Below are 21310 nucleotides of genomic sequence, written 5' to 3'. Positions count from 1 at the left end.
ATTATTCGTTTGCAGTTTCGACGGGGGCCTCTTCCACTTCAGCAGCCTCATCCGCGTCGGACTCAACCACCGGTGCCTTTTTCTCTGGCACAACCTTTTCCGGTTCATCGGTAATGTTGACTGTCTGATATCGAAGCACCTTCTCATCAAGCCTGATACGGCGCTCAAGTTCGGCGATCATCTCTGCAACGCCGTCATAGCGGACATAGTAATAGCGTCCACGAGCACATTTCTTGATGGAGTAGGCCAGTTTCCTGATACCCCAGTCATCCATCCGGTGCAACTCACCCTTAAAGGACGTAATAACGTCCGATACTTTGCCGGTGACGATTTTGATGTCGTCTTCGCCAAGGTCGGGATGGAGGATGATAATTGTTTCGTACTTCCTCATAATAAAGCCTCCTCACGGGTTTACGAGCCCCGGTCCTACCCGGAGCAAGGAGATACGGCCTGAGCCGTTTTAAAGAACGAGTTTTGTACTATAATTTCCAGGCAAGTGCAATCATTTTATTTTTTCCGCTGCACCCTGAATTTCTTGACCAGCTCCACGGGGTGGTAAGATAGCTTGGCACTGCGCAGTCCGGGCTCGCCAAGGTCCTGTTCACGGTTAACGAACCGACAGTCGGCAAAGAGCAGGCGGCAGAATTCACGATTGACCAACTGCGAAAGCCCCTCCATGAAGTGGTCGGCTTTCTCGAAGTGGCAAACGGCCGTTTCCCGGTTGAGGCGCTCCCCCAGCGCAAAAGCCCGCACGACTCCCTCCACCGTCACCACAACACCTTCCAACCCCAGGACATCCACCATCGCCAGGGCCTCGGCCGTAGCATCCATCTCCAGTCCGAAGGAGCGATTACCCTCTACCTCCGCCACCCGTCCCCATTCATCCAGCAATTGCAAACAGTCGCACAGATGCTGCGCTGAATACACATGGACTTGATAGGTATGGCGTACAGCAAAATAATTGATCCGGTTTTTCTTCTTGTGAAAACGGTTACCCGGCAGGTTTGCCATCTCTTCCCGCAGATACAGGTAATCAAAGGAGTCGCGGTCCTCTACAACCACGCAATCCATGCCTGTGAGAAACCGTTCCACAAAGGCGTCTTCGCCGCCATACAGCTCCAGACCGGCATCCAGCAACACCTCGCACGCGCCGATAACATCGCCACCCAACGGCGGCAGACAGTAGCGCGTACCGTCATACCCCTTTCCCTGCACCACAACAGAATCGCCGATCATGGCAAGACAATATTCATGTGCCGTGCAAAACAGGTACAGACCGGCAAATGTGAATTCGGAGACGCGAGGCTGCAGTTGTTCAAAAATGCTGTCAAAGAGCGGCTTATCACTGATATCAAGCGGGCGGGAAGCGGGCCAGGCAGGAATTTCCATTGAGTTCTCCGCAATATGTTGTAGTATTTCGACGGCGTCATGCTAACCCTGATAAACAGGATACTTGCTTAAACAATATCTACTTGTGTTCCTGATTCAGAAAAAAATGATTTCCAACTGTAACTACCACAAATAAATCAACGGAGGAAACAGCAATGGCTATCGCCATGAAAATCGCCGGTCATATTTCCAAATCATCCTGGATCCGCAAGATGTTCGAGGAAGGAGAGCGCCTGCGACAGGAGTTCGGCGCAGAAAATATCTATGATTTCACCCTGGGAAATCCGGATGTGGAGCCGCCCGCGGCCTTCCAGCGGGAACTCATGAAACTGGCGAAAAATCCACTGCCCGGCATGCATCGCTACATGAACAATGCCGGCTATACCGAGACCCGCGCTGCCGTAGCCGCCAAGCTGTCAAAGGATTCAGGACTGGATGTGTCCGCCGGGCACGTCATCATGACCTGCGGGGCCGGCGGAGCGCTCAATGTGGTACTCAAGACCATCCTTAATCCTGGCGAAGAGGTTATCATCCTGGCTCCGTTTTTTGTGGAATACAAGTTCTACATCGACAACCACGGAGGCGTTCCGGTGGAGGTCTGGACTAACCACACTACATTCCAGCTGGATATTGAGGCCATTTCAAAGGCCATCACCTCAAAAACACGGGCCATCCTGATCTGTTCGCCCAACAACCCGACCGGCGTGATCTACCCTGAAGAGAGCCTGCGCGAACTGGGAGAGGTCCTCAAGAAAATTCACCGGGACAACGGCCACCTGATCTACGTCATTTCCGATGAACCTTATGCCCGCATCGCCTATGACAACAAGCACGTTCCCAACATCTTTCCGCTGGTGGAAAGTTCGATTATCGTCACGTCACATAGCAAGGACCTGGCCCTGCCGGGTGAGCGCATCGGCTACCTGGCCGCCAATCCACGCATGGATACAGCTCTGCAGTTCATGGAGGGGGCGGTCTTCAGCAACCGTGTACTCGGTTTTGTCAATGCACCGGCCCTCATGCAGCGCCTGGTGGCCAAGCTGCAGGACGAATCGGTGGATATTGCCGAGTACCAGGCCAAGCGTGATCTGCTGGTGAAGGAGTTGACCGGTATGGGCTTCAGCATGGTCAAGCCGGACGGCGCTTTTTACCTGTTCCCGAAATCTCCTTTGGCCGATGATGTCGAGTTTGTCAAGCTGGCCCAAAAGCATTGCATCCTGTTGGTGCCGGGCGCCGGATTCGGAGCGCCCGGCTTCTTCCGCATCGCCTACTGTGTTGACAAGGGGATTATCGAGCGCAGCCTGCCAGCCTGGAGAGCTCTGGCACAAGAAGTGGGACTGAAATAACACATTAATATTTATCTTCAGCTACGTGCTGCTTTTGTGTATAAATAACAGCTACATTATCTCATTAAATCAATTGGGAGTCACCATGTACCATAGGATCTTCAACAGCACTGCCAAAAGCTTCGTCATCCTTGTGATGTTATGTGCCGTTACCTGCCTATCCGTTCAGTCATTCGCGGCTGAGAACAAACCGGATACCCCGAAGAGCCTGGAAGGGGGCAAGATCATCAGCGCAGAGGAAGCCAAGTCGCTTGCTGACAAAAAGGCGGCCCGTTTTTTCGATATGCGCTCCGCGATCAACTTCGGCAAAGGCCATCTTCCGGGCGCCACCGCCCTGCCCTACAAAGAAAACAGCGACTACAAGGCCGACTTTGACTCCTCCAAGGACGTCTTCGATCTCGGCAAGCTTCCAGCTGACAAAAACACCTCAATCGTATTCTATAGCGATGGGCCGAGTGGCTGGAAATCCTACAAAGCCGCTGTCCTGGCAAAAAAGGCAGGCTACAGGAAAGTCATGTGGCTGCGCGAAGGAACCAAGGGATGGGAAGCCAAGAAATTCCCGTTGCAGCAATAAGGCTGATAAGAAGAACACCGACAGACCGCAATTTCAGTGACTTCATATCATAATCAGGCACCCTCATGAAAAAGAGCAGTACCATCAGATTTCGAATGATTTCTCTCACCACAATGGTGCTGTTTTTCATGACCGCTCTGGGGTGTGCCGGTTATTACACCTTCAGCCTTGTTCAGGATCGCATTGAAATTGCAGATCTTCTGGAACATCAGACCACAAGCTTGCATATGGTGTTACGAGACATTACCGAGATCGTTCTTATCCCCGACAACCCCCAGACGGTAAAAAATGTCCGCGATGAAATCCGCCTGTTCGGAAATAATCTTGATGCCCTTGTCGCAAAAGCCGATGACAAAGAGCTCATCGAGGCCATTAACACCAGGATCAAACCTGAATGGATAAACATCGAAAAAGGGGTCCTGGACTTCCTGAAAATCTCCCGCCCGAACCCTGATGATGTCGATACCATGATCACCTTTGGCAAGCTTTCAGCCAACACCGACAAACTGCTCAAACTGATGACGGAATTCAAAACCGGGTCCCGGCAGCGGACCGACAGCTATATCGTCACCACAACCATCGCCATGGGGTTAATCGCTACCGTCTTGATTCTGGTAACGGCACTCGTCCTCACCTCAATTTTCAGATCGATTACGAAGCCTCTGGAAGAGATCTCTACCAGCGCTCACATCATATCCAAAGGTAATCTGACGATAGATATCTCTGTAAAACGGAACGATGAAATCGGTCTCATGGCAGATTCATTCCGCAGCATGGTGGCAAATCTTCGCCGGATGATCCGCCAGACCGCTGTCATCTCCAGTGATGTCAATCAAGCGGCAGCAAACATTGCCGAATCTTCGGGTCAGGTTCTCTCGTCCGTGCGTATCCAGAACAGTGCTATCGAGAAGACGGTCCGTTCGATTGAAGATGTGGACCAATCCGTGTCCCACCTGCAGGAAAATTCACGCCAACTGTTCGACGCCGCGACATCTACGTCATCCGCAGCCACAGAACTGGCCGCATCCATATCGCAGGTATCCGTCAATGCGGGGGATCTGGATTCTAACGCCCTTAAGGCAGTAGCAGACCTGGTCGAAATGGTGATCTCCGGTAATGCCATCGTATCCAGTGTGGAAAAGCTCTCCCTTTTCGCCGAAGAGACCAGCCAATCCATTGATCAGATCGGCTCTGCCATCAAAAAAGTGCAGGATACCGCCAACCATTCCGTGAGACTGGCCGAACAGGTCTCGCGCGCTTCATCCGAACAGGGGATGGTTGCCATCCACGAAGCCATGGCAGGTATTGAGAATATCCGCCATAGTGTTTCCGCCCTGACCGAGGTGGTCAATCGACTCGGCTCAAAATCCGTACAGATCGGCAAGATCATCACCGTTATCGAAGACATCGCTTCACAGACAGGGCTGTTAGCCCTCAACGCTGCAATTCTGGCGGCACAGGCAGGTCAGCACGGCCGTTCATTCGCAGTGGTTGCCTCGGAAATCCGTTCCCTTTCCGACCGCACATTCCTCTCCACAAAGGAGATCGTCGATGTCATTACCTCGGTTCAGTCCGAATCGAGTTCCAGTGTAAAGATGGCCCATGCCGGCATGGATGCTGTCCAGGAGGGCATTACCCTGATCGAACGGGTAAAGAATGCGCTTGAAGGTATTTATGACACCTCACTGGCCTCAACCGAGATGTCACGTACCATTCATATGGAAACAACCGCCGAAGTAGTGGTTATCAGCTCGATCAATGAATCCATCGGAACGCTGCGGGATCAGATCGATGAAATTTCCCGGGCCGTGAGAAAGCAGAACGACAATACGGGCGACATGAACCGTCTCATGGAGCAGATCAAGCAGATTGCATGGGAGATCGCCGTAGCGACCAGGGAGCAATCGGACACCAGCATACAGATATCGCATATTGCAGATAATCTCCTGAACCAATCCAATGAAATCAACAACTCCATCTCTGTCCAGAAACAGAAGAGCCAGGCCATCGTCACCGCAAGTGGAAACATCCGCGAAACTGCCGATCAACTCGGCAGATTGGCCAATTCCATGGAGCAGGCCGCCGACTCCCTGCGCGAGAAGGCCGGAACCCTTTCATCCAGCATCAACTCCTTCGAAGTCTAAGCCGCACGACTGCGGGTCAAGCCCTAGCTGAATTTTCTGGGGGAAATACGTCTAATGGATGTAACGTACTATCGATCCAATGATACCAATCCGGAAGCATGGAGATTATAACGGTGCGGATTTGTTCTGTTCGTGCGCTTTTTCCTGCAGGAACTCGATGAACTCGATATTGCGGGTAACAAACCTCAGATTGTAGCGGCTTTCGTAAAGCAAAAGTGCCGAAGCAACGAACAGAAAAACGCCACCTGAAAGTGCGATCAGTGTCGCTACCCAGGCCTGCTCAGGCGTGCCAAAAGCCACGTTGGCAGCAATACCAAGACTGGAGGCAATAAATAGCGCGGTTGCAGTATAGAGGGTACCCATTGCTTTCTGGATCAGAGTTGCGCGTTTCTTGGCCAGGGCAACCTGTTGTTTTAGAAATTCCATCCTCTCGACCGGATAGGAAATCTTCCCGGTTATCACCGCCTCCACCTCCCCCTTCAAGACGTTGACCCGGTCGAAGATCCGCCCCAGGCGGGCCGAAGTGGAAAAGATCAGCGTTCCGCAGGCCGAGATCAGCACCGCGGGGGTGATCATGGAGGTCAGGATGTGAGAACTGGAAAGGGCTTCCATCGTTTCTTTATCGAATAATGTCATGGGTCAGTCCCGGTAGCGCTTTGTAAGGTCAGAATAGGCATCAATGCGCCGGTCGCGCAGGAACGGCCAGATGCGTCTCACGGATTCACTGCGCTGCAGATCTATGTCTGTCAGCAGAATTTCCTCTTTGTCCTGTGACGCCTCAGTCAGAATCTCACCCTGCGGCCCGGCAACAAAGCTGCTTCCCCAGAACTGAATACCGCTGTGCGGCTGCTGCGAAGCAGATTCGAAGCCAACCCGGTTGACCGCCAGCACCGGCAGACCGTTGGCCACGGCGTGGCCGCGCTGCACGGTCACCCAGGCATCCCTCTGGCGTTCCTTTTCAGCTCCTGCATCAGCCGGGTCCCAGCCGATGGCGGTCGGATATATCAGCAGGTCGGCACCTGCCAATGCCATCAGGCGGGCCGCTTCGGGATACCATTGATCCCAGCAGACCAGCACCCCCAGGGTTCCAACCGAGGTTTTGATCGGATTGAATCCCAGGTCGCCCGGAGTGAAATAGAATTTTTCATAGAAACCGGGGTCGTCCGGTATGTGCATCTTGCGGTAGGTCCCGGCGATCTCGCCGTTCCTTTCAAACACTACGGCTGTATTGTGATACAGCCCGGGCGCTCGTCGTTCGAAGAGTGAAGCCACAATTACAACCTCCAACTCCCGCGCCAGATCTGCGATGAAACGACTGCTTTCTCCCGGTATCGACTCGGCCAGGTCAAACAAGTCAGGGTCCTCGATCTGACAAAAATAGGGGCCGGCGTGCAGTTCCTGCAAAACTATCAGTTCAGCGTCTGACGCTGCGGCACGCCTGACCATGGCAGCGGTATTACCAAGGTTTGCCTGCTTATCGTTGCCGCAGCTCTGCTGAATGAGTGCGGTTTTTAATACGCGAGAACGTGTCATGGCAGCACCCCTGCAGGGAGCTGCATGGTGACGCAGTGCAGCGATCCGTGCTGTTCAATCAACGGCAGACAGTTGATAGCGATGGGCTCTCGACCGGGGAAGGTCTGACGTATGCAGTCCAGCGCCTTCTCATCATTCTCCCGATCCCCGTACGCCGGCACCAGTACCGCTCCATTGATGACCAGAAAATTGGCATACGTGGCCGGCAACCGGTGAGCCTGCTCATCAAAACGGGCCTTGGGCCAGGGCAGCGCAACCAGACGATACGGTGAACCGTCCGGTGCCCTGAAGGACTTCAGTTCCTCCTCCATCAGCTTCAACCCCTCGTAGTGCTCGTCCAGAGGGTTGTCGCACGCCTGATAGACGATGGTATTATCGGGGCAGATGCGCGCCAGGGTGTCAATGTGGGAATCGGTGTCATCTCCGGCCAGCCAGCCATGGTTGAGCCAGAGCACCCGCCTGGCACCCAATAGTGAAGCCATGGCCTGCTCGATTTCGCTCTTGTCCAACTGCGGGTTGCGATTGGGCGAAAGCAGACAGTGGGACGTAGTCAGGATCGTGCCGAGACCATCGCTTTCGATGCTGCCCCCCTCCATGATCAGACCGATTGTCTTGAGATTGGGGACCAGGGCACCCTGCTCTTTCAGGCGCTTGTTGATCAGGTTGTCGTGATTGGCGGGAAACTTCAGCCCCCAGCCATTGAATCCGAAATCCAACAGCACCGGTTGATTATTGTAGATCACGCTGATAGGACCGAAATCACGTGCCCAGGTATCGTTGTTCGGCATCTCGCAAATGATAACCTGCGACATGTCAATTCCGGCTGTGGCCAGAAACCCTGCTGCATCGGCAGCATCGGGGGCTGCCAGCAGCACCCGTTCAAAGCGGGCTATATGCCGGATTATCTCGACGAAAACCGGACGGACATCATCCAGCATGTAGGACCAGTCTGTGCCTTCGTGAGGCCAAGCCAGCAGAACGCCGTCCTGGGCCTCCCATTCGGCGGGAAGTCTTGGATTCACACGTAATCTCCTCGTATTTGCCGTTTTCAGTGCCAATGTATCACGGCACAGTATAGAGGCAGAACCTGAGCTGTGCAAGCCCCCAGTAGAGTGCTGCAGAGCTGTATCAAATTTTGCCTTGATTTATACGCCTGCTTGCATTAGAAAACTAGCTGCCCCTCTGGGCCCAAAATAAAAAGTGACGGAGACACATTGAACAGTCTTACACTCAAGGCGCCCGCCAAGGTAAATTACCTCCTTGATGTCATCTGCCGCCGTTCGGACGGTTATCATGAACTGCGCATGGTCATGCAGCGCGTCAATCTCTGCGACGAGATCACCATTTCCCTGACAAAAACTCCCGGCATAACGGTTTCCTGCGGAATGAATGGCGTACCTGACGGGCCTGGCAACATTGCCTGGAAGGCTGCCAATGCTCTGCTGGAACTTTCCACCGGCACACAGGGAGCTGAGATTTCGATCATCAAGAAGATTCCGGTTGCAGCTGGTCTGGGCGGTGGAAGCAGTGACGCAGCCTCCGTACTGATGGGCATGAATGAACTGCTGGAGCTGGGGCTTTCCGATCAGCGCTTGATGGAAATCGGCGTTACCTTGGGCGCTGATGTTCCCTTTTTTGTATTCAAAAAAACAGCACTGGCCGAAGGAATTGGAGAAGCCCTGTCATCTATGCCGGAGATGCCGGCTGCTTGGATACTGCTAGTGAACCCTGGCGTGCCTGTCTCTACATCTTGGGTCTACAACAATTTACAGTTGACAAACAGGGGCGAGCTGAATAAACTTCCTGATTCTTACCGGGATCTCAAAGATGTTTGTGCCATCTTTGCAAACGATCTGGAGTCTGTAACAATTCCTGCTTTCCCGGTTATTGCAGAAATAAAGAATTCAATGCTGCAACACGGAGCGCTGGGTGCCATGATGTCGGGAAGCGGTCCGACGGTCTTTGGTCTGTATCAGGACAAGGAGACCGCCGAAAAAGCACAGATAGCCCTGACTGCTACAACCAGCTGGTTTGCGGTGGTTGCGGAAACCTTGTAAAACCCAAGTTTTTTCTTTTTTTTGTAGCAACTCTTGATGGGGCGTCGCCAAGCGGTAAGGCACCGGATTTTGATTCCGGCATTCCCAGGTTCGATCCCTGGCGCCCCAGCCACAACAAACTATCTAGCTGATTTGCTAGTCAATATACAGACCTCTTATTTTTTTGGTATACAAACAGGTATACAGAAGTAAGGGGTTTTGTCATATCCACAGCTCCGCATACATGTCAATATCAGGCTATAGCACAAAAAAGTAACTGATGACCTCCAGCAGTATGATCCGAACCTTCCGCCGAATTCTCTGACGACTGCTGAGCAGGTAACATGGCAGTAATATACTGGATTCCAATGAGAGTCTTTAGGTGACCAGACATGGCAACAATTGACGTTAAAATTGAAGGCAGCTTGCTAACCATGTCAGTCAATGGAGATTTAGCGGCTGAAGAAGTAATCGCGGCTGTAAAGGAATTCTACCCAAACGGCATGGTTAAGGATGTCATCTGGGAATTTACAAACGGATCAATGCAATCAATATCTCGACAGGGATTTGAAGCAATAGCTAAAGCGACCAAAGAAACCTTGGCCAGTGGAGTACGACACGGAGGAAAGACCGTTTTTGTCGGAAATGCTGCCGTAGAATATGGCTTGTTGCGGATGTATACTGCAATTGCTGAACTGACAGGTGTATCGATCCTGTATAACGTGTTCAAGACGATTGAAGAGGCCCGAAGCTGGATTGAGCACGATCAACCGACAGCATAAGCCTCAGCAACTACCTTTAATTACTGACACCCCGACCACTGTGGCAAAAGGTTACGGTTATATTCCGGAGCCTTTTTCTATATAAAGACTTCCAAATACCATCCTGAATGTTTACAGGGCCTCATGTCGGCACCTCGTTCCGCCTTCCATCCAACTTGATAAGCTGCAAATGTCTGTGGTATAAGACCAATCTGATTGAGATTTAATGCCCTAATATTACACACGGAGGTCAGCCGTATGCGAACACCCGCAAAAAGAAGTTTTGTTTTGTTAATAGTGGCTCTATCTGTCTGCATTTCATCAGCATGCTTTGCGACTGAAGGTGGCGGCGGAGCATATAACAACGGAGTCGAAGGTTTCGGGGCCGGCATGTTCCCTCCTCCCGGCACCTATCTTCTCAACTACGTCACCTACTATACCGCCGGCAGCCTCAAGGACAAAGACGGCAACAACGCCATTCCCAAATTCGAGCTTGACGCACTCGCCAACGTGGTCAGAGTGGTGCATGTGACCAAGGGAAAACTATTGGGCGGAAACATTGGCATGCAAGTGATTCTGCCGATTGTCCATCTTGAGGTTGCTGTCCCGGGAAGGAGCCAGAGCAATAATGGCCTGGGAGATCTTGTGGTAAGTCCGTTGATACTTTCGTGGCATTCAAAAAATCTGCATTATGTCGCCGGAGTGGATGTGGATATCCCCATCGGTGCCTACGACAAGAACGACCTGGCAAACATAGGCAGAAACTACTGGACGTTTGTTCCAATCGTAGCTGCAACGTATCTGAGCGACAGCGGCTTAGAAGCCTCTGGCAAATTCATGTATGACATCAACACCAAAAACGATGCAAATTCTTACCTGTCCGGCCAGGAATTTCATTTCGATTATACCTTGGCAAAGAAATTCAATGCCTTTACAGCGGGAGCCGGCGGCTATTTCTACAAGCAGGTTACCGTTGATGAGTTGAACGGTGTCAAAGTCGGAAGCGACGGGAACAAGGGGCAGGTTTTTGCAATTGGGCCCCAGTTTAAATACGATTACAAGAACATGTCGTTCGCTTTCAAGTATCAGAAGGAATTGCTCGTAGAGAACAAGCCGGAAGGTGACAAGTTCTGGTTTAATCTATTGTATGCATTTTAAAAATATTCCGAACAAAACGTAGTTGGCTATTTTCTTCAGGAGAGGGAACTATGATTGCAAAATCCATTATCGTGGCAGTTTTCATGTTTACAACGGCTGGTGCAGTATCAGCGGAAGAAACCAATCCGGTTCTGGGAAAGGTGGGGGATTTCATACTCCGGGAAGCGGATCTGGATCGCATCCTTGCCAGTCAACCACCCGTCGTTCAGAAACGCTTCCAGGACAATCCTCAACAGCGCTATGGCATTGTCAGGGAAATCCTGATGAAAAAAGCGGTCGTTGCCAAAGCCAGAAAAGAGGGCTTTGACAAAAAACCGGAGATAAAAGAGCAGTTGGGCTATGTTATCGACAATTTTATCACCCAGGAATATCTTGCCAAAGTTGTAACCGCCGGTGTGAACATACCGGAAGCGGAAGTGAAAAACTATTATCAGGAGCATCAAAAGGAGTTCCAGCTTCCCGAACAGATAAAGGTACGGCATATCCTGATTGCCTCGACGAAAGAGGATAAACCGGAGGATAAACAAAAGGCGCGCAACAGGGCGGAAAATGTCCTGTTGCGATTGAGCAGAGGAGAGGAATTCGTCAAACTGGCGGCTGAACTTTCCGAAGACCAGAACTCTGCCACAAAGGGAGGGGAACTTGCCCCGATTACCCTCGGCAAAACCAATTCCGAAGAGTTTGAAAAAGCAGCCTTTGCACTCAAGATCGGCGAACTCAGCCCGCTCGTGACGACGCCCTACGGATTTCACATCATCAGGCTGGACGAGCGGCAGGAGAAGCATATCGCTCCTTTTGGTGATGCCAGGGAATATATTTACAACAAGCTGAAGGCCGAACAGGAGCAGAAAAAGGCTCAGGAGTTTGTGGAACAGGCCGTTAAAGAAGCCGGCATGGAAGTGTATGGCGAAAAACCGGATGTTGATAATGCAAAATCCGAAAAGACACAGGACGCCGGCAACCCAATTGAAAAGAAAAAATAACAGTTGATCATACTCGGTCAGTCAACCGTTCATGTACGCCGGTTGACTCACTTTTCAGTATAGCGGACAGCTCAACAATCCAGATGATACGCGTATTTAAGATTGACTTTGATGCCATGATATTGTAAAAATTTGCATTTACGGGAATTCCTGCCTTTGTGATCTCCAGTCGACTCCGGTCATTTAGCCAAGATTCTCTTTCACATTGAAAGGTAACTGTACGATCATGCACGACAAGATAAGGGTTTTTACCGGAAACTCCAACCCCGCCCTCGCCCAGAAAATATGCGACTTCCTTCATGTGCCCCTCGGAGCCGCCCGTGTTCGTACCTTCTCTGACGGCGAGATCATGATTGAAGTCACCGAGAATGTCCGCGGTCGTGACGTCTATATCGTCCAGTCCACCTGTGCACCTACCAATAATAATCTGATGGAGCTGCTGATTATGACCGACGCCCTCAAACGGGCATCGGCAGCAACAATCACAGCCGTCATCCCCTACTACGGGTATGCCCGGCAGGACCGCAAGGCCGCGCCGCGCACCCCGATCACCGCCAAACTGGTAGCCGACCTGATCACGACCGCAGGGGTTGACCGGGTTGTCACAATTGACCTGCATGCCGGCCAGATCCAGGGCTTCTTTAATATCCCGGTGGACAACCTGTATGCCGCGCCGGTAATTCTCGAATACCTGAAAAACCGTTTCAAAGGGGAAAAGGTCGTCATGGTGTCCCCGGATGCTGGCGGCACCGAGCGCGCCCGAGCCTTTGCCAAACGGCTGGAATGCACCCTGGCGGTTATCGACAAGCGCCGAACCGGTCCCAACGTAGCCGAGGTGATGCACCTGATCGGTGATGTACGTGACAAGATCGCTATTATCCTCGATGACATGATCGATACAGCCGGCACCCTTACCCAGGCAGCAAAGGCTCTCAAGGAAAACGGAGCCCGGGCTATCTATGCCTGTGCAACCCACGGCGTTCTCTCTGGGCCGGCCATAGAGCGCATCAACAATTCCGACATCGAAGAGATTGTCCTGACCGACACAATACCTCTTGGCGACAAGGAGCAGCAGACCGGCAAAGTCCGCATGTTATCCGTAGCCGATCTGCTGGCCGAAGCGATTCGGCGTATTCACGAGGACGAATCGGTCAGTTCTCTTTTCGTATAAAGAAAATGACTGGATTCACAACAATAGAATTTACTGTGCGAGTACCGGGCGGGACATTCCCGCCACACCTATTGGAGGAACACTATGCAAGAAAAACAGTTGAATATTGAATTGAGATCGAAAACCGGCAAGGGTATCAGCCGCCAGTTGAGAATTGCCGATAAGGTTCCTGGCGTCGTGTACGGCAAAGGTATGGATCCAGTAGCTGTAAGCATAAATTACCGCGAACTTCGGGAAGCAACTGCCGGAGAAGGCGGCCAGAACAACCTGATCACATTGGTCGGAGGCGGTGGTCTGGACCAGGCCCTGGCAATCATTGTCGACCTGCAGCGCGATGCGCTTAAAGGCACCTATAAGCATGTCGACCTCCATCGCGTCAATATGACAGAAAAACTGCGCGTTACCGTGCCGGTAATTCTGAAAGGCGATGCCATCGGCGTTAAGGAAGGCGGACTGCTCGACCTGGCTCACCATGAGCTCCACGTTGAATGCCTGCCGGGCAACATCCCCGATCACATTGAAATCGATATCACTGATCTGGCGGTCGCCCATTCGATTCATGTAAGTGAAATTCAGGTTCCGGATGGCATCAAAATTCTGGACAACCCTAAAACACCGGTCGTCAGTGTTCTCGGCAGGGCCAAGGAAGTTGAAAAGCCTGCTGAAGCCTGATCACTGACACGCAAATAAAATGAAAACGTACGTCATAGCGGGGCTGGGCAATCCCGGCCCCAAGTATCAATGGACCCGCCACAACGCGGGTTTCCTTTTTTTGGACCGCCTGGCTCACCTTGAAGACCTCACCATAACCCGAAAATCATTCTCGGGTCTGGCCGGAGAATGGAATTATCAGGGTAACCGTCTCATACTTCTCAAACCGCAGACTTTTATGAATCTCTCTGGGCAGGCTGTCATGCAGGCGCTCCAGTTCTATAAACTACCCCTTTCACACCTGATTGTCGCTCACGATGAATTGGATATTCCGTTCGGCTCGGTCCGGCTCAAGCAGGGTGGCGGGCATGGCGGCCACAACGGCCTGCGCTCGATCATGGAACAGCTGGGCAAGGGCGACTTCATTCGGCTGCGTATCGGCATCGGCAGACCCGTGCACGGCGATACGGTCAACTATGTATTGGGGAATATCCCACCCGCTGACATGGAAATCCTGCCCACCGTACTGGACGGTGGCCTTGAGATGCTTGAAATGATGATGGATGAGGGGCTACCTAAAGCAATGAGCCTCTATAACAACAAGGATTATTTGGCCCTGAAAACAGCATAGGGCATTCAACGGATTTTTTTCTGCCGGACACCCCGCAGAAAAAACCAGCAACTTACTAAAGGATAGACCTATGGGATTCAATTGCGGTATCGTCGGTTTGCCGAATGTCGGCAAATCTACCATCTTTAACGCGTTAACATCGGCCGGCGCTGAATCGGCCAACTACCCATTCTGCACAATCGACCCGAATGTTGGCATCGTGCAGGTTCCAGACCCGCGTATGGTGTTGTTGTCTGCCATCGTCAATCCCCAGAAGATACAGCCCACAACTATCGAATTTGTTGACATTGCCGGACTGGTTAAAGGCGCCAGCTCGGGGGAAGGTCTCGGCAACCAGTTCCTGGGCCATATCCGCAGCACGGATGCCATTGTCCACGTCGTGCGCTGCTTCGACGACGATAATGTGGTTCATGTAAACGGGCGTGTCTCACCGGTAGATGACATCGAAGTGATCAATACCGAGTTGGCTCTGGCGGATCTTGACACGGTGGATAAGAAAATACAGCGTGCGGAGAAGATGGCACGCAGTGGTGACAAGAAAGCCAAGGAAGAGGTTGAGTTCTACCAGCGCGTACGTGCCCTGTTGGAGCAGGTCAAAAAGCTCAAGGGCGTTGCGGAGAATGAGGATGAACGTCTCTGGATGCGCGAGTTGCACCTGCTGACCGACAAACCGGTTCTGTATGTGGCCAACGTTGCCGAAGACGACCTTCTGGGCATGCACCCGTTTGTTGCCCAGGTGAAGGAGATCGCTGCGCAGGAAGGAGCTGGAGTAGTCACCATCTGTGGAAAACTGGAGGCTGAGATTTCAGAGCTCGATGGCGACGAAAAACATGCTTTCCTGCTGGACATGGGGTTAGAGGAAGCGGGACTTGACCGTCTGATCCGCAACGGCTATGAACTGCTTGGCCTGATCACCTATTTTACTGCCGGTGTAAAGGAAGTTCGGGCCTGGACCATTGTAAACGGAACCAAAGCGCCTGGCGCAGCAGGTGTAATCCACTCGGACTTCGAAAAAGGCTTTATTCGGGCTGAAGTTATCGCATTTAATGATTATATTGCCTGCAACGGTGAATCGGGAGCCAAGGAAAAGGGATTAATGCGACTTGAAGGCAAGGAATACGTTGTAAAAGATGGAGACGTAATGCACTTTCGATTCAACGTTTAACGATCTGACGTTATCGATTCAATAATAGAAAAGGCTGTCTGGTCAATGACCATGCAGCCTTTTTCTTCTTCCAGAACCCCAGATCAAAATCACGGGCCAGGAATCATCGTTTTCCCTGCACGTTCTCAAAAGTCTTTTCAGGTGCACCCTCTTTTGCTTCTTCTGACGGTGAATAGGACTGTGATGCCATTTTCAGGGCCTGGCTTGAAAGCGTTACTGTGTCGGTCTGTATCTGTTTAATACTGGTTTGCACCGATTCGCTGGCTTTGGCGGTTGACGCCTGCCTGTCTGACTGCGCCAAGGGATTGAGATATGAAGGATTTGCCGCCACACTATTCGGTGACAATTGGGCTATTACCATTCTAAGTCACCTCCTTTTATGTGATGTTATTATATCAGAGTTTTTTAAAAATAATACAATATAAATTATCCTGCTACAAACGCCACACAGGTACTGCGTTGCCGAGGACCGTCAAATTCACAAAAATAGATCCCCTGCCAGGTCCCCAGCAATAGTTTACCATCCTGCACGATTACCTGCAGTGATGATCCGAACAGACTGGCCTTGAGATGGGCATCAGAATTCCCCTCAGCATGGTGGAAATCGCTGAGCTTCGGAACGAGTTTGTCACAAAACCACTCTATGTCCCGTGCAACATCCGGGTCTGCATTTTCATTAATTGTAATTCCGGCAGTTGTATGCGGTATAAAAATGGTAAGTACCCCGCTCTGCCAACCATTGGTGGTGATCAGACCGCTGATCTGGCGGGTAATCGGCACCAATTGGGTACGCCTATTTGTTGATATTTTAAATTCTGCCGTTTGCATCACCAACCTCCTGCAGATAGGCTTGATAAACTGGCACAAACATCCTGAAGATTGACATTTACAGGATAGAAGTATATTCAGAAATGTTGATATTTTTCGCAAGTATTTTTATCAGGATTCCCCGTGTTGTAATCCGCATCCATCAAGAACGTCTTGACTTCGAGTTTATCCCGTCATTCATGACAAGGAGCATATTTTGTCACAACAACGCACTACAAGCCGTCTTTTTACGGTTGTTTCCCGAAGCCCCCGCCTGATCCTTGGCCTGGCCCTGCTGTTTTCCGTTATATCTGTTTTGTATACGGTTAAAGAAATGGAGTTTCTCACCGGCCGGGATGACCTGATGCCGAAAAACGCCCCTTTTCAGGTGGATTACCGCGCCTACCGTGCCGAATTCGGTGATCAGGAAGAGATCGTTGCTGTCATCGAATCTGACGATGCAGAACGGGCTACCCGTGCCGCTGATGCACTCTACTACAAACTTAATCAGGAGAAAGGCGTTTTTCGCGAGGTTTTCTACCCCGGCGGACTGCCCTATTTCCGCAAAAACGGCCTGTTGTTCATGCCGCTCGATGATATCAAAAATCTGCGAAATACCCTGACCATGGCTGCACCAGTACTGAAGGATCTGGCCGCATCTCCGTCTGTACAAACACTTTTCACCAGCCTCACTGCTCAAATTGACGCTTATCTGGCCGCCCCCGATCCGGTTGCCCTGAAAAGCCTGACCTTCATGCTGACAACCCTGGATAAAGGTTTCAAGGGATTTGACGGCAAGAACAGCAATATGTCAATGGACTCCTTCCTGAAAGGTGGTGGCGACGGCAAACCATCCATGCTGGAAAGTGCCGGTAAACAACAGGTCATTACCATCCTGCCGATCAAGGAACAGGGCAGTTTCACCGCATCTGAAAAAGCTATCAAGGCGACCAGATCAGCCCTGGCGGAAATATTGAATAAGCCCGAGTTCAAGGGAATTACTGGCGGTCTGACCGGCGTTCCGGTTCTGGAATACGAGGAGATGGCCACCAGTCAGCGTGATCTGGAAATTGCCACTCTGCTCTCCCTGTCCCTGACCGTGATTCTTCTCTTATTCGCCTTCCGTGGCCTGTTGAATGTCATCGCTGCCATGGTGTCGCTGATTGTGGGCATCTGTCTCTCCTTCGGTTTTGCCACGCTGGTCATCGGTCACCTGAACATCCTCTCGATGGTCTTCGCCATCATGCTTATCGGACTGGGTGTCGAGTATGGCATCCAAGTCGTCTTACGCTACCAGGAGGAGCTCAGAGGTGGTGCCGATGGAATAACCGCCATTGAAATCGGCCTGACCTCCAACATCCGCTCCATCATAATGGCCGCTGCCACCGTGGCCATGGCCTTCACCACCTTTGCCTTTACCGATTTCAAGGGTATCGCCGAGCTTGGCATCATTGCAGCCGGCGGTGTCTTCATATGCGTTGCAGCAACCTTCACCGTACTGCCGGCCATGCTGATCCTGCTGGAACGTTTTAGAAAACCGGCCACCACCCGACCCAGCCCTCCAATTAATAACGGAGGATTTTTTGCAAAAGCACTGTTCAGCAAGCCTCGCACAGTCATTGCCGCGACTCTGATTCTTTCGCTCGCCTGTATCTATCCAGCAATAAACACTCAGTTCGACTACAACCTGATGAATCTGCAGGCTAAAGGGCTGCAATCAGTGGAATATGCCTACAAACTGATGCGCAGCAAGGAGAATTCCGGCTACTTCGCAGTGGTGACCGCACAGAATGCAGAAGATGCCAGGCAACTGACGACGAAACTGGAAAAACTGCCGCAAGTAGACCATGTTGTCAGCCTGCTGGCTCTGGTTCCTGAACAGCAGGATGCCAAGCTTGCTGAACTGGCTGCTCTGAAAAAGATCATGAACACAGTTAAACCGGTTCCATATGAAGAGAACCTGCGAGTCATGGAGCTGCCGACTGTCTTCGAAAACTTCCGCGACCGTGTAGACAAACTGAAAAAAGCTCTGGAATCGGAAAAAACAATCGAAGCCAAACCGGTCGGAGCCTTTCTAGTCACTTTGGATGGCTTCTTTGCCTCACTGGAAAAAGAAAAAGACAAGAACGCTCTGGGTATGCTGCGAGAGTTTCAGGGGGGAATGTTTGCAGAACTACCCGACAAACTGCTCATGATGAAGGAGAGCCTGGAGGCATCACCGGTCAGCGCCGCCGATGTTCCGGAACAGCTAAGAAGCCGTTTTGTGGGTAAAAGCGGGAAATTCCTGTTGCAGATCGCTCCCAAAAAAGAGATTTTCGAACATGAGCCGCTGCATGAGTTTGTCAGCCAGGTCAAAAGCGTAGTTCCCAATGCGACCGGTGAACCGGTGATGGTCTACGAATCGCTGACCGTGCTGCGCGACTCCTATCTCAAGGCCTTTGGCTATGCCTTTGTCGGAATTGCAGTGATTCTGCTGATCAACTTCAAGAGCATCCGCTTTGCCCTGATCGGCTCTTTACCGCTGGCAGCAGGACTTCTGATAATGATAGGCAGCATGTGGATGGCCGGGATTCGCTTCAATTCGGCCAATATCATCGTACTGCCGCTGATTCTGGGTGTAGGGATCGATTCAGCAATCTACATCATCAACCGCTATCGTCAGGGGATTGAATCGCCGGCCCAAGTAGCCATAAGCAGCGCCGGCATCGGTGTATTCCTGAATGCGCTGACGATACTGTTCAGCTTCGGCGCCTTGATGGTGGCACATCATCAGGGGGTTTTCAGTATTGGCGCTGTCATGTCGCTGGGGATGGTCGCCAGTGTAGCAGTATTTATGGTATTCCTGCCGGCGTTACTGGAGGTCTGGGGCAAACGCTAAACCTTCGACTCCGCTCAAGGAGCGGAGTCGAAGCACGAACTGTCAGGGTGCCGATACATTGATAATCTGGCTGGCCTCGCCTCCCGGATTCATGACCATGACACGGAAATCCTTGTTGACCGGCGAAAAGGGGTGTCGCTGGTAGATCAGTTTCGTACAGTCAACATACACCAGCTTTTCACGCTCAGCCATGTCCTGGCCACCCTGCCCGCCGATTTTCTGCCCGTCAACATAGATTGAAGAGTTTTGCTGAAAGTTTTTCCCAACGATAACCAGTTCATAGTAGTTCACATACTGGCTTCCAATCATGACCTGTGCAATTTCGGGCCGGGTCTCGATCATCAGCCCAAGGGCCACGGTGCTATTATCCGGAGAATTCCTGACGACAACCTGATGCAGTCCACCCGTCACCTGCGGCACGTTAAACGTAAGCGCTTCGGCCGATTCATAGCGGCTTTTCAGCACAGCTCCATCGAAAACAAGTTGCGACTTGTCCAGGAAGTTCTGGCCGCGGGCCGTTACTTCACGTTCAGCACCCTGTGCGCACGAACCGATCACATCCGGCGATAAGCCATGTAACACCGGACGCAGAGGCAATATGGTGAAATTGTACGGGCGGCTGACTGCCCCGTCAGAACGCTTCAGATAGAGCGCGTAAATGCCCGGCTCAAGCTGTTGCGGCACGACAAATTCCAGCTGACGCTCTTCAGTGAGTTTGACCGGTATCTCCACACTGCCAAGATATGCACTGGCCTGTGAACCGAATGCGGACCCGAACATCATCACCTTGCTACCGGGTTCCGCCTGTGCGGGTATGATGCTGAGGATTGCAGGTGCTGTTGCAGCAGGAGCCCCCACTACCGGCGTTGCCAGGGATTTGACGCGCTGAGGTCGTTCAGCGGCACAGACAGTCAGGTTCCCGATACAAAAGAGAGTTACAACCATTACAAGGATTGTGATACGTTTCATTGTCCACCTCATGGTATTTCACAGCATCTGCATTAGTCCCTTACCGTCATCGAAAGCCAGACTCCACCCAGAACAAAGATCAGGTTTGCCCCCCAGGCCGCCACAACCGGTGGCAGCACACCACTGCGACCGTATGAGAGCAGCACTGCATTTACGACGAAATAGGCAAACCCGATACCGACGCTCGCCCCGATGCCAAGGGCTATACCGCCTGAACGGCTGTTTCTGATGGCAAAGGGTATGCCCAGCACCACCATCACAAAGGCGGCAAAGGGGGCCGATAGCTTGGCGTGCATCATGGTCATGTAGCGAAAGGCCTGATAACCACCGCTGCGCAGATTGTCTGCATATTCCTTCAATTTGCGATAGCTGAGATTATCCGCGTTGTTATCCAGCACCTTCAGGTCATCAATCCGCAGTTTAAGGGCGATCTCCATGTCCGGCACCGTTCGAGTGGTAAAGCCCTGCCCAAGGGTGAAATCTTTCACAACGGCCTTTTTCAATATCCAGCGATCATTTTGAAACACCGCAGATTCGGCGTCAATTCGACCAAGCGGATTCATGGATGCATCCAGCTTCCAGACGATGATTCCCTGGAGCGTCTTCTCCTTCGGCTCAAACAGCTGAGCCTGCAGGATCATCGAATCGGAGCGAAACCAGATGTTGTTGCGCTTGAACACCGCATTAATACCCTGTTTCTTGATGGAGACCCTCTCTATCCGCTCCATGTTTTCATAACTTTTCGGTACAATCAGTTCCGCATTAACCAGCAGCAGCAGACTGGCTACCAGGCCGAGTACCAGCATGGGCAGCGAAATTTTAAACAGGCTGACTCCGCAACTGCGCATGGCGGTAATTTCACTGTTGCGGGAAAACAGTCCCAGCGTCAGCAGGGTGGCCATCAGAATCGAAAAGGAAGCGGTCTGACCAACCATTTCAGGCAGCTTAAAGATGAAAAAGGCGCACATATCCGGGACAGCACCACCGGCGCGAATGAATCGGGGGATCTTGTCCATCATATCCAAAACCAGGTACACAGCCACAAAACTGCCCAGGCATAACGCCAAAAGCCGTAACCAGGCAATAGCTATGTAGCGATTGAGTATGCCCATGC

General features: G+C 51.7%; 21 protein-coding genes and 1 tRNA gene. 13 read left to right on the top strand and 9 right to left on the bottom strand.

The genetic code is table 11. The features are described 5' to 3' along the window. Position 1: 1 nt before the first annotated feature. Together rpsF and ACOCF6_RS18860 are read right to left on the bottom strand one after the other, a co-directional pair. Positions 2-394, bottom strand: coding sequence for a 30S ribosomal protein S6 (gene rpsF, locus ACOCF6_RS18865; RefSeq protein WP_482463403.1), 393 nt, complete (start codon positions 392-394; stop codon positions 2-4). A gap of 113 nt (positions 395-507) precedes the next feature. Beyond that, positions 508-1389, bottom strand: a complete 882-nt coding sequence (locus ACOCF6_RS18860) for a DUF2156 domain-containing protein (RefSeq protein WP_482461866.1) — start codon at positions 1387-1389, stop codon at positions 508-510. A gap of 155 nt (positions 1390-1544) precedes the next feature. On the opposite strand from ACOCF6_RS18860, the gene ACOCF6_RS18855 reads away from it, so the two are divergent. The 3 genes from ACOCF6_RS18855 (at position 1545) to ACOCF6_RS18845 (ending at position 5453) form a co-directional block, all read left to right on the top strand. Beyond that, positions 1545-2735 carry a pyridoxal phosphate-dependent aminotransferase gene (locus tag ACOCF6_RS18855; protein ID WP_482461865.1) on the top strand — a complete coding sequence of 397 codons (1191 nt, stop codon included), beginning with the start codon at positions 1545-1547 and terminating at the stop codon, positions 2733-2735. Positions 2736-2820: 85 nt separating this feature from the next. Further along, positions 2821-3309: a rhodanese-like domain-containing protein gene (locus ACOCF6_RS18850; protein WP_482461864.1), complete on the top strand. Its 489-nt coding sequence runs from the start codon at positions 2821-2823 to the stop codon at positions 3307-3309. 65 nt (positions 3310-3374) lie between these two features. Continuing rightward, positions 3375-5453, top strand: coding sequence for a methyl-accepting chemotaxis protein (locus ACOCF6_RS18845; protein ID WP_482461863.1), 2079 nt, complete (start codon positions 3375-3377; stop codon positions 5451-5453). 105 nt (positions 5454-5558) lie between these two features. Here the strand turns inward: ACOCF6_RS18845 and ACOCF6_RS18840 are convergent, their stop codons facing one another. The 3 genes from ACOCF6_RS18840 to ACOCF6_RS18830 are packed head-to-tail and all read right to left on the bottom strand — an operon-like array spanning position 5559 to position 8008. After that, positions 5559-6089, bottom strand: coding sequence for a DUF2721 domain-containing protein (locus tag ACOCF6_RS18840; RefSeq protein WP_482461862.1), 531 nt, complete (start codon positions 6087-6089; stop codon positions 5559-5561). A 3-nt stretch (positions 6090-6092) separates the two neighbouring features. Continuing rightward, complete coding sequence (locus ACOCF6_RS18835) at positions 6093-6986, bottom strand: carbon-nitrogen hydrolase (protein WP_482461861.1); 894 nt, start codon at positions 6984-6986, stop codon at positions 6093-6095. After that, the gene (locus ACOCF6_RS18830) at positions 6983-8008 is read right to left on the bottom strand and encodes an agmatine deiminase family protein (RefSeq protein WP_482461860.1); all 1026 of its coding nucleotides are present in this window, start codon (positions 8006-8008) and stop codon (positions 6983-6985) included. The genes ACOCF6_RS18835 and ACOCF6_RS18830 overlap by 4 nt, the downstream gene beginning before the upstream one ends. 192 nt (positions 8009-8200) lie before the next feature. Here ACOCF6_RS18830 and ispE point away from each other — a divergent pair, with 192 nt between their 5' ends. The 9 genes from ispE to ychF all read left to right on the top strand — a co-directional run bounded on the left by ispE (position 8201) and on the right by ychF (position 15542). Continuing rightward, positions 8201-9043, top strand: a complete 843-nt coding sequence (ispE, locus tag ACOCF6_RS18825; protein ID WP_482461859.1) for a 4-(cytidine 5'-diphospho)-2-C-methyl-D-erythritol kinase — start codon at positions 8201-8203, stop codon at positions 9041-9043. 37 nt (positions 9044-9080) lie between these two features. Next, a tRNA-Gln gene (locus ACOCF6_RS18820) sits at positions 9081-9155 on the top strand. Positions 9156-9414: 259 nt separating this feature from the next. Next, positions 9415-9804 (top strand): hypothetical protein, encoded by a 390-nt coding sequence (locus ACOCF6_RS18815; RefSeq protein WP_482461858.1) that lies wholly within the window; start codon positions 9415-9417, stop codon positions 9802-9804. Positions 9805-10041: 237 nt separating this feature from the next. Beyond that, a complete protein-coding gene (locus tag ACOCF6_RS18810; protein WP_482461857.1) occupies positions 10042-10941 on the top strand; it encodes a SphA family protein in 900 nt (299 codons plus the stop codon). 50 nt (positions 10942-10991) lie between these two features. Beyond that, the gene (locus ACOCF6_RS18805; RefSeq protein ID WP_482461856.1) at positions 10992-11924 is read left to right on the top strand and encodes a peptidylprolyl isomerase; all 933 of its coding nucleotides are present in this window, start codon (positions 10992-10994) and stop codon (positions 11922-11924) included. A 226-nt stretch (positions 11925-12150) separates the two neighbouring features. Beyond that, positions 12151-13095, top strand: a complete 945-nt coding sequence (locus ACOCF6_RS18800; RefSeq protein ID WP_482461855.1) for a ribose-phosphate pyrophosphokinase — start codon at positions 12151-12153, stop codon at positions 13093-13095. A gap of 84 nt (positions 13096-13179) precedes the next feature. After that, a complete protein-coding gene (locus tag ACOCF6_RS18795) occupies positions 13180-13767 on the top strand; it encodes a 50S ribosomal protein L25 (RefSeq protein WP_482461854.1) in 588 nt (195 codons plus the stop codon). Positions 13768-13786: 19 nt separating this feature from the next. Beyond that, a complete protein-coding gene (gene pth / locus ACOCF6_RS18790) occupies positions 13787-14377 on the top strand; it encodes an aminoacyl-tRNA hydrolase (protein WP_482461853.1) in 591 nt (196 codons plus the stop codon). Between the two features lie 70 nt (positions 14378-14447). After that, positions 14448-15542: a redox-regulated ATPase YchF gene (gene ychF, locus ACOCF6_RS18785; protein ID WP_482461852.1), complete on the top strand. Its 1095-nt coding sequence runs from the start codon at positions 14448-14450 to the stop codon at positions 15540-15542. Positions 15543-15645: 103 nt separating this feature from the next. Here the strand turns inward: ychF and ACOCF6_RS18780 are convergent, their stop codons facing one another. Next, positions 15646-15903 carry a hypothetical protein gene (locus ACOCF6_RS18780; RefSeq protein WP_482461851.1) on the bottom strand — a complete coding sequence of 86 codons (258 nt, stop codon included), beginning with the start codon at positions 15901-15903 and terminating at the stop codon, positions 15646-15648. Positions 15904-15968: 65 nt separating this feature from the next. Continuing rightward, entirely contained in the window at positions 15969-16370 is a 402-nt protein-coding gene (locus tag ACOCF6_RS18775) for a secondary thiamine-phosphate synthase enzyme YjbQ (protein ID WP_482461850.1), read from the bottom strand. Positions 16371-16566: 196 nt separating this feature from the next. Between ACOCF6_RS18775 and ACOCF6_RS18770 the strand changes: the two genes are divergently transcribed. After that, positions 16567-19227 carry an MMPL family transporter gene (locus tag ACOCF6_RS18770; protein WP_482461849.1) on the top strand — a complete coding sequence of 887 codons (2661 nt, stop codon included), beginning with the start codon at positions 16567-16569 and terminating at the stop codon, positions 19225-19227. A 42-nt stretch (positions 19228-19269) separates the two neighbouring features. On the opposite strand, the gene ACOCF6_RS18765 is transcribed toward ACOCF6_RS18770, so the two are convergent. Continuing rightward, the gene (locus tag ACOCF6_RS18765; RefSeq protein ID WP_482461848.1) at positions 19270-20196 is read right to left on the bottom strand and encodes an IPT/TIG domain-containing protein; all 927 of its coding nucleotides are present in this window, start codon (positions 20194-20196) and stop codon (positions 19270-19272) included. 32 nt (positions 20197-20228) lie between these two features. Next, positions 20229-21308: an LPS export ABC transporter permease LptG gene (gene lptG, locus ACOCF6_RS18760; RefSeq protein ID WP_482461847.1), complete on the bottom strand. Its 1080-nt coding sequence runs from the start codon at positions 21306-21308 to the stop codon at positions 20229-20231. Positions 21309-21310: the final 2 nt, after the last annotated feature.

This window comes from Geobacter psychrophilus (assembly GCF_056821595.1).
Note: the sequence above shows the minus strand (reverse complement) of the source record. Positions and strands in the feature narration are given on the sequence as shown.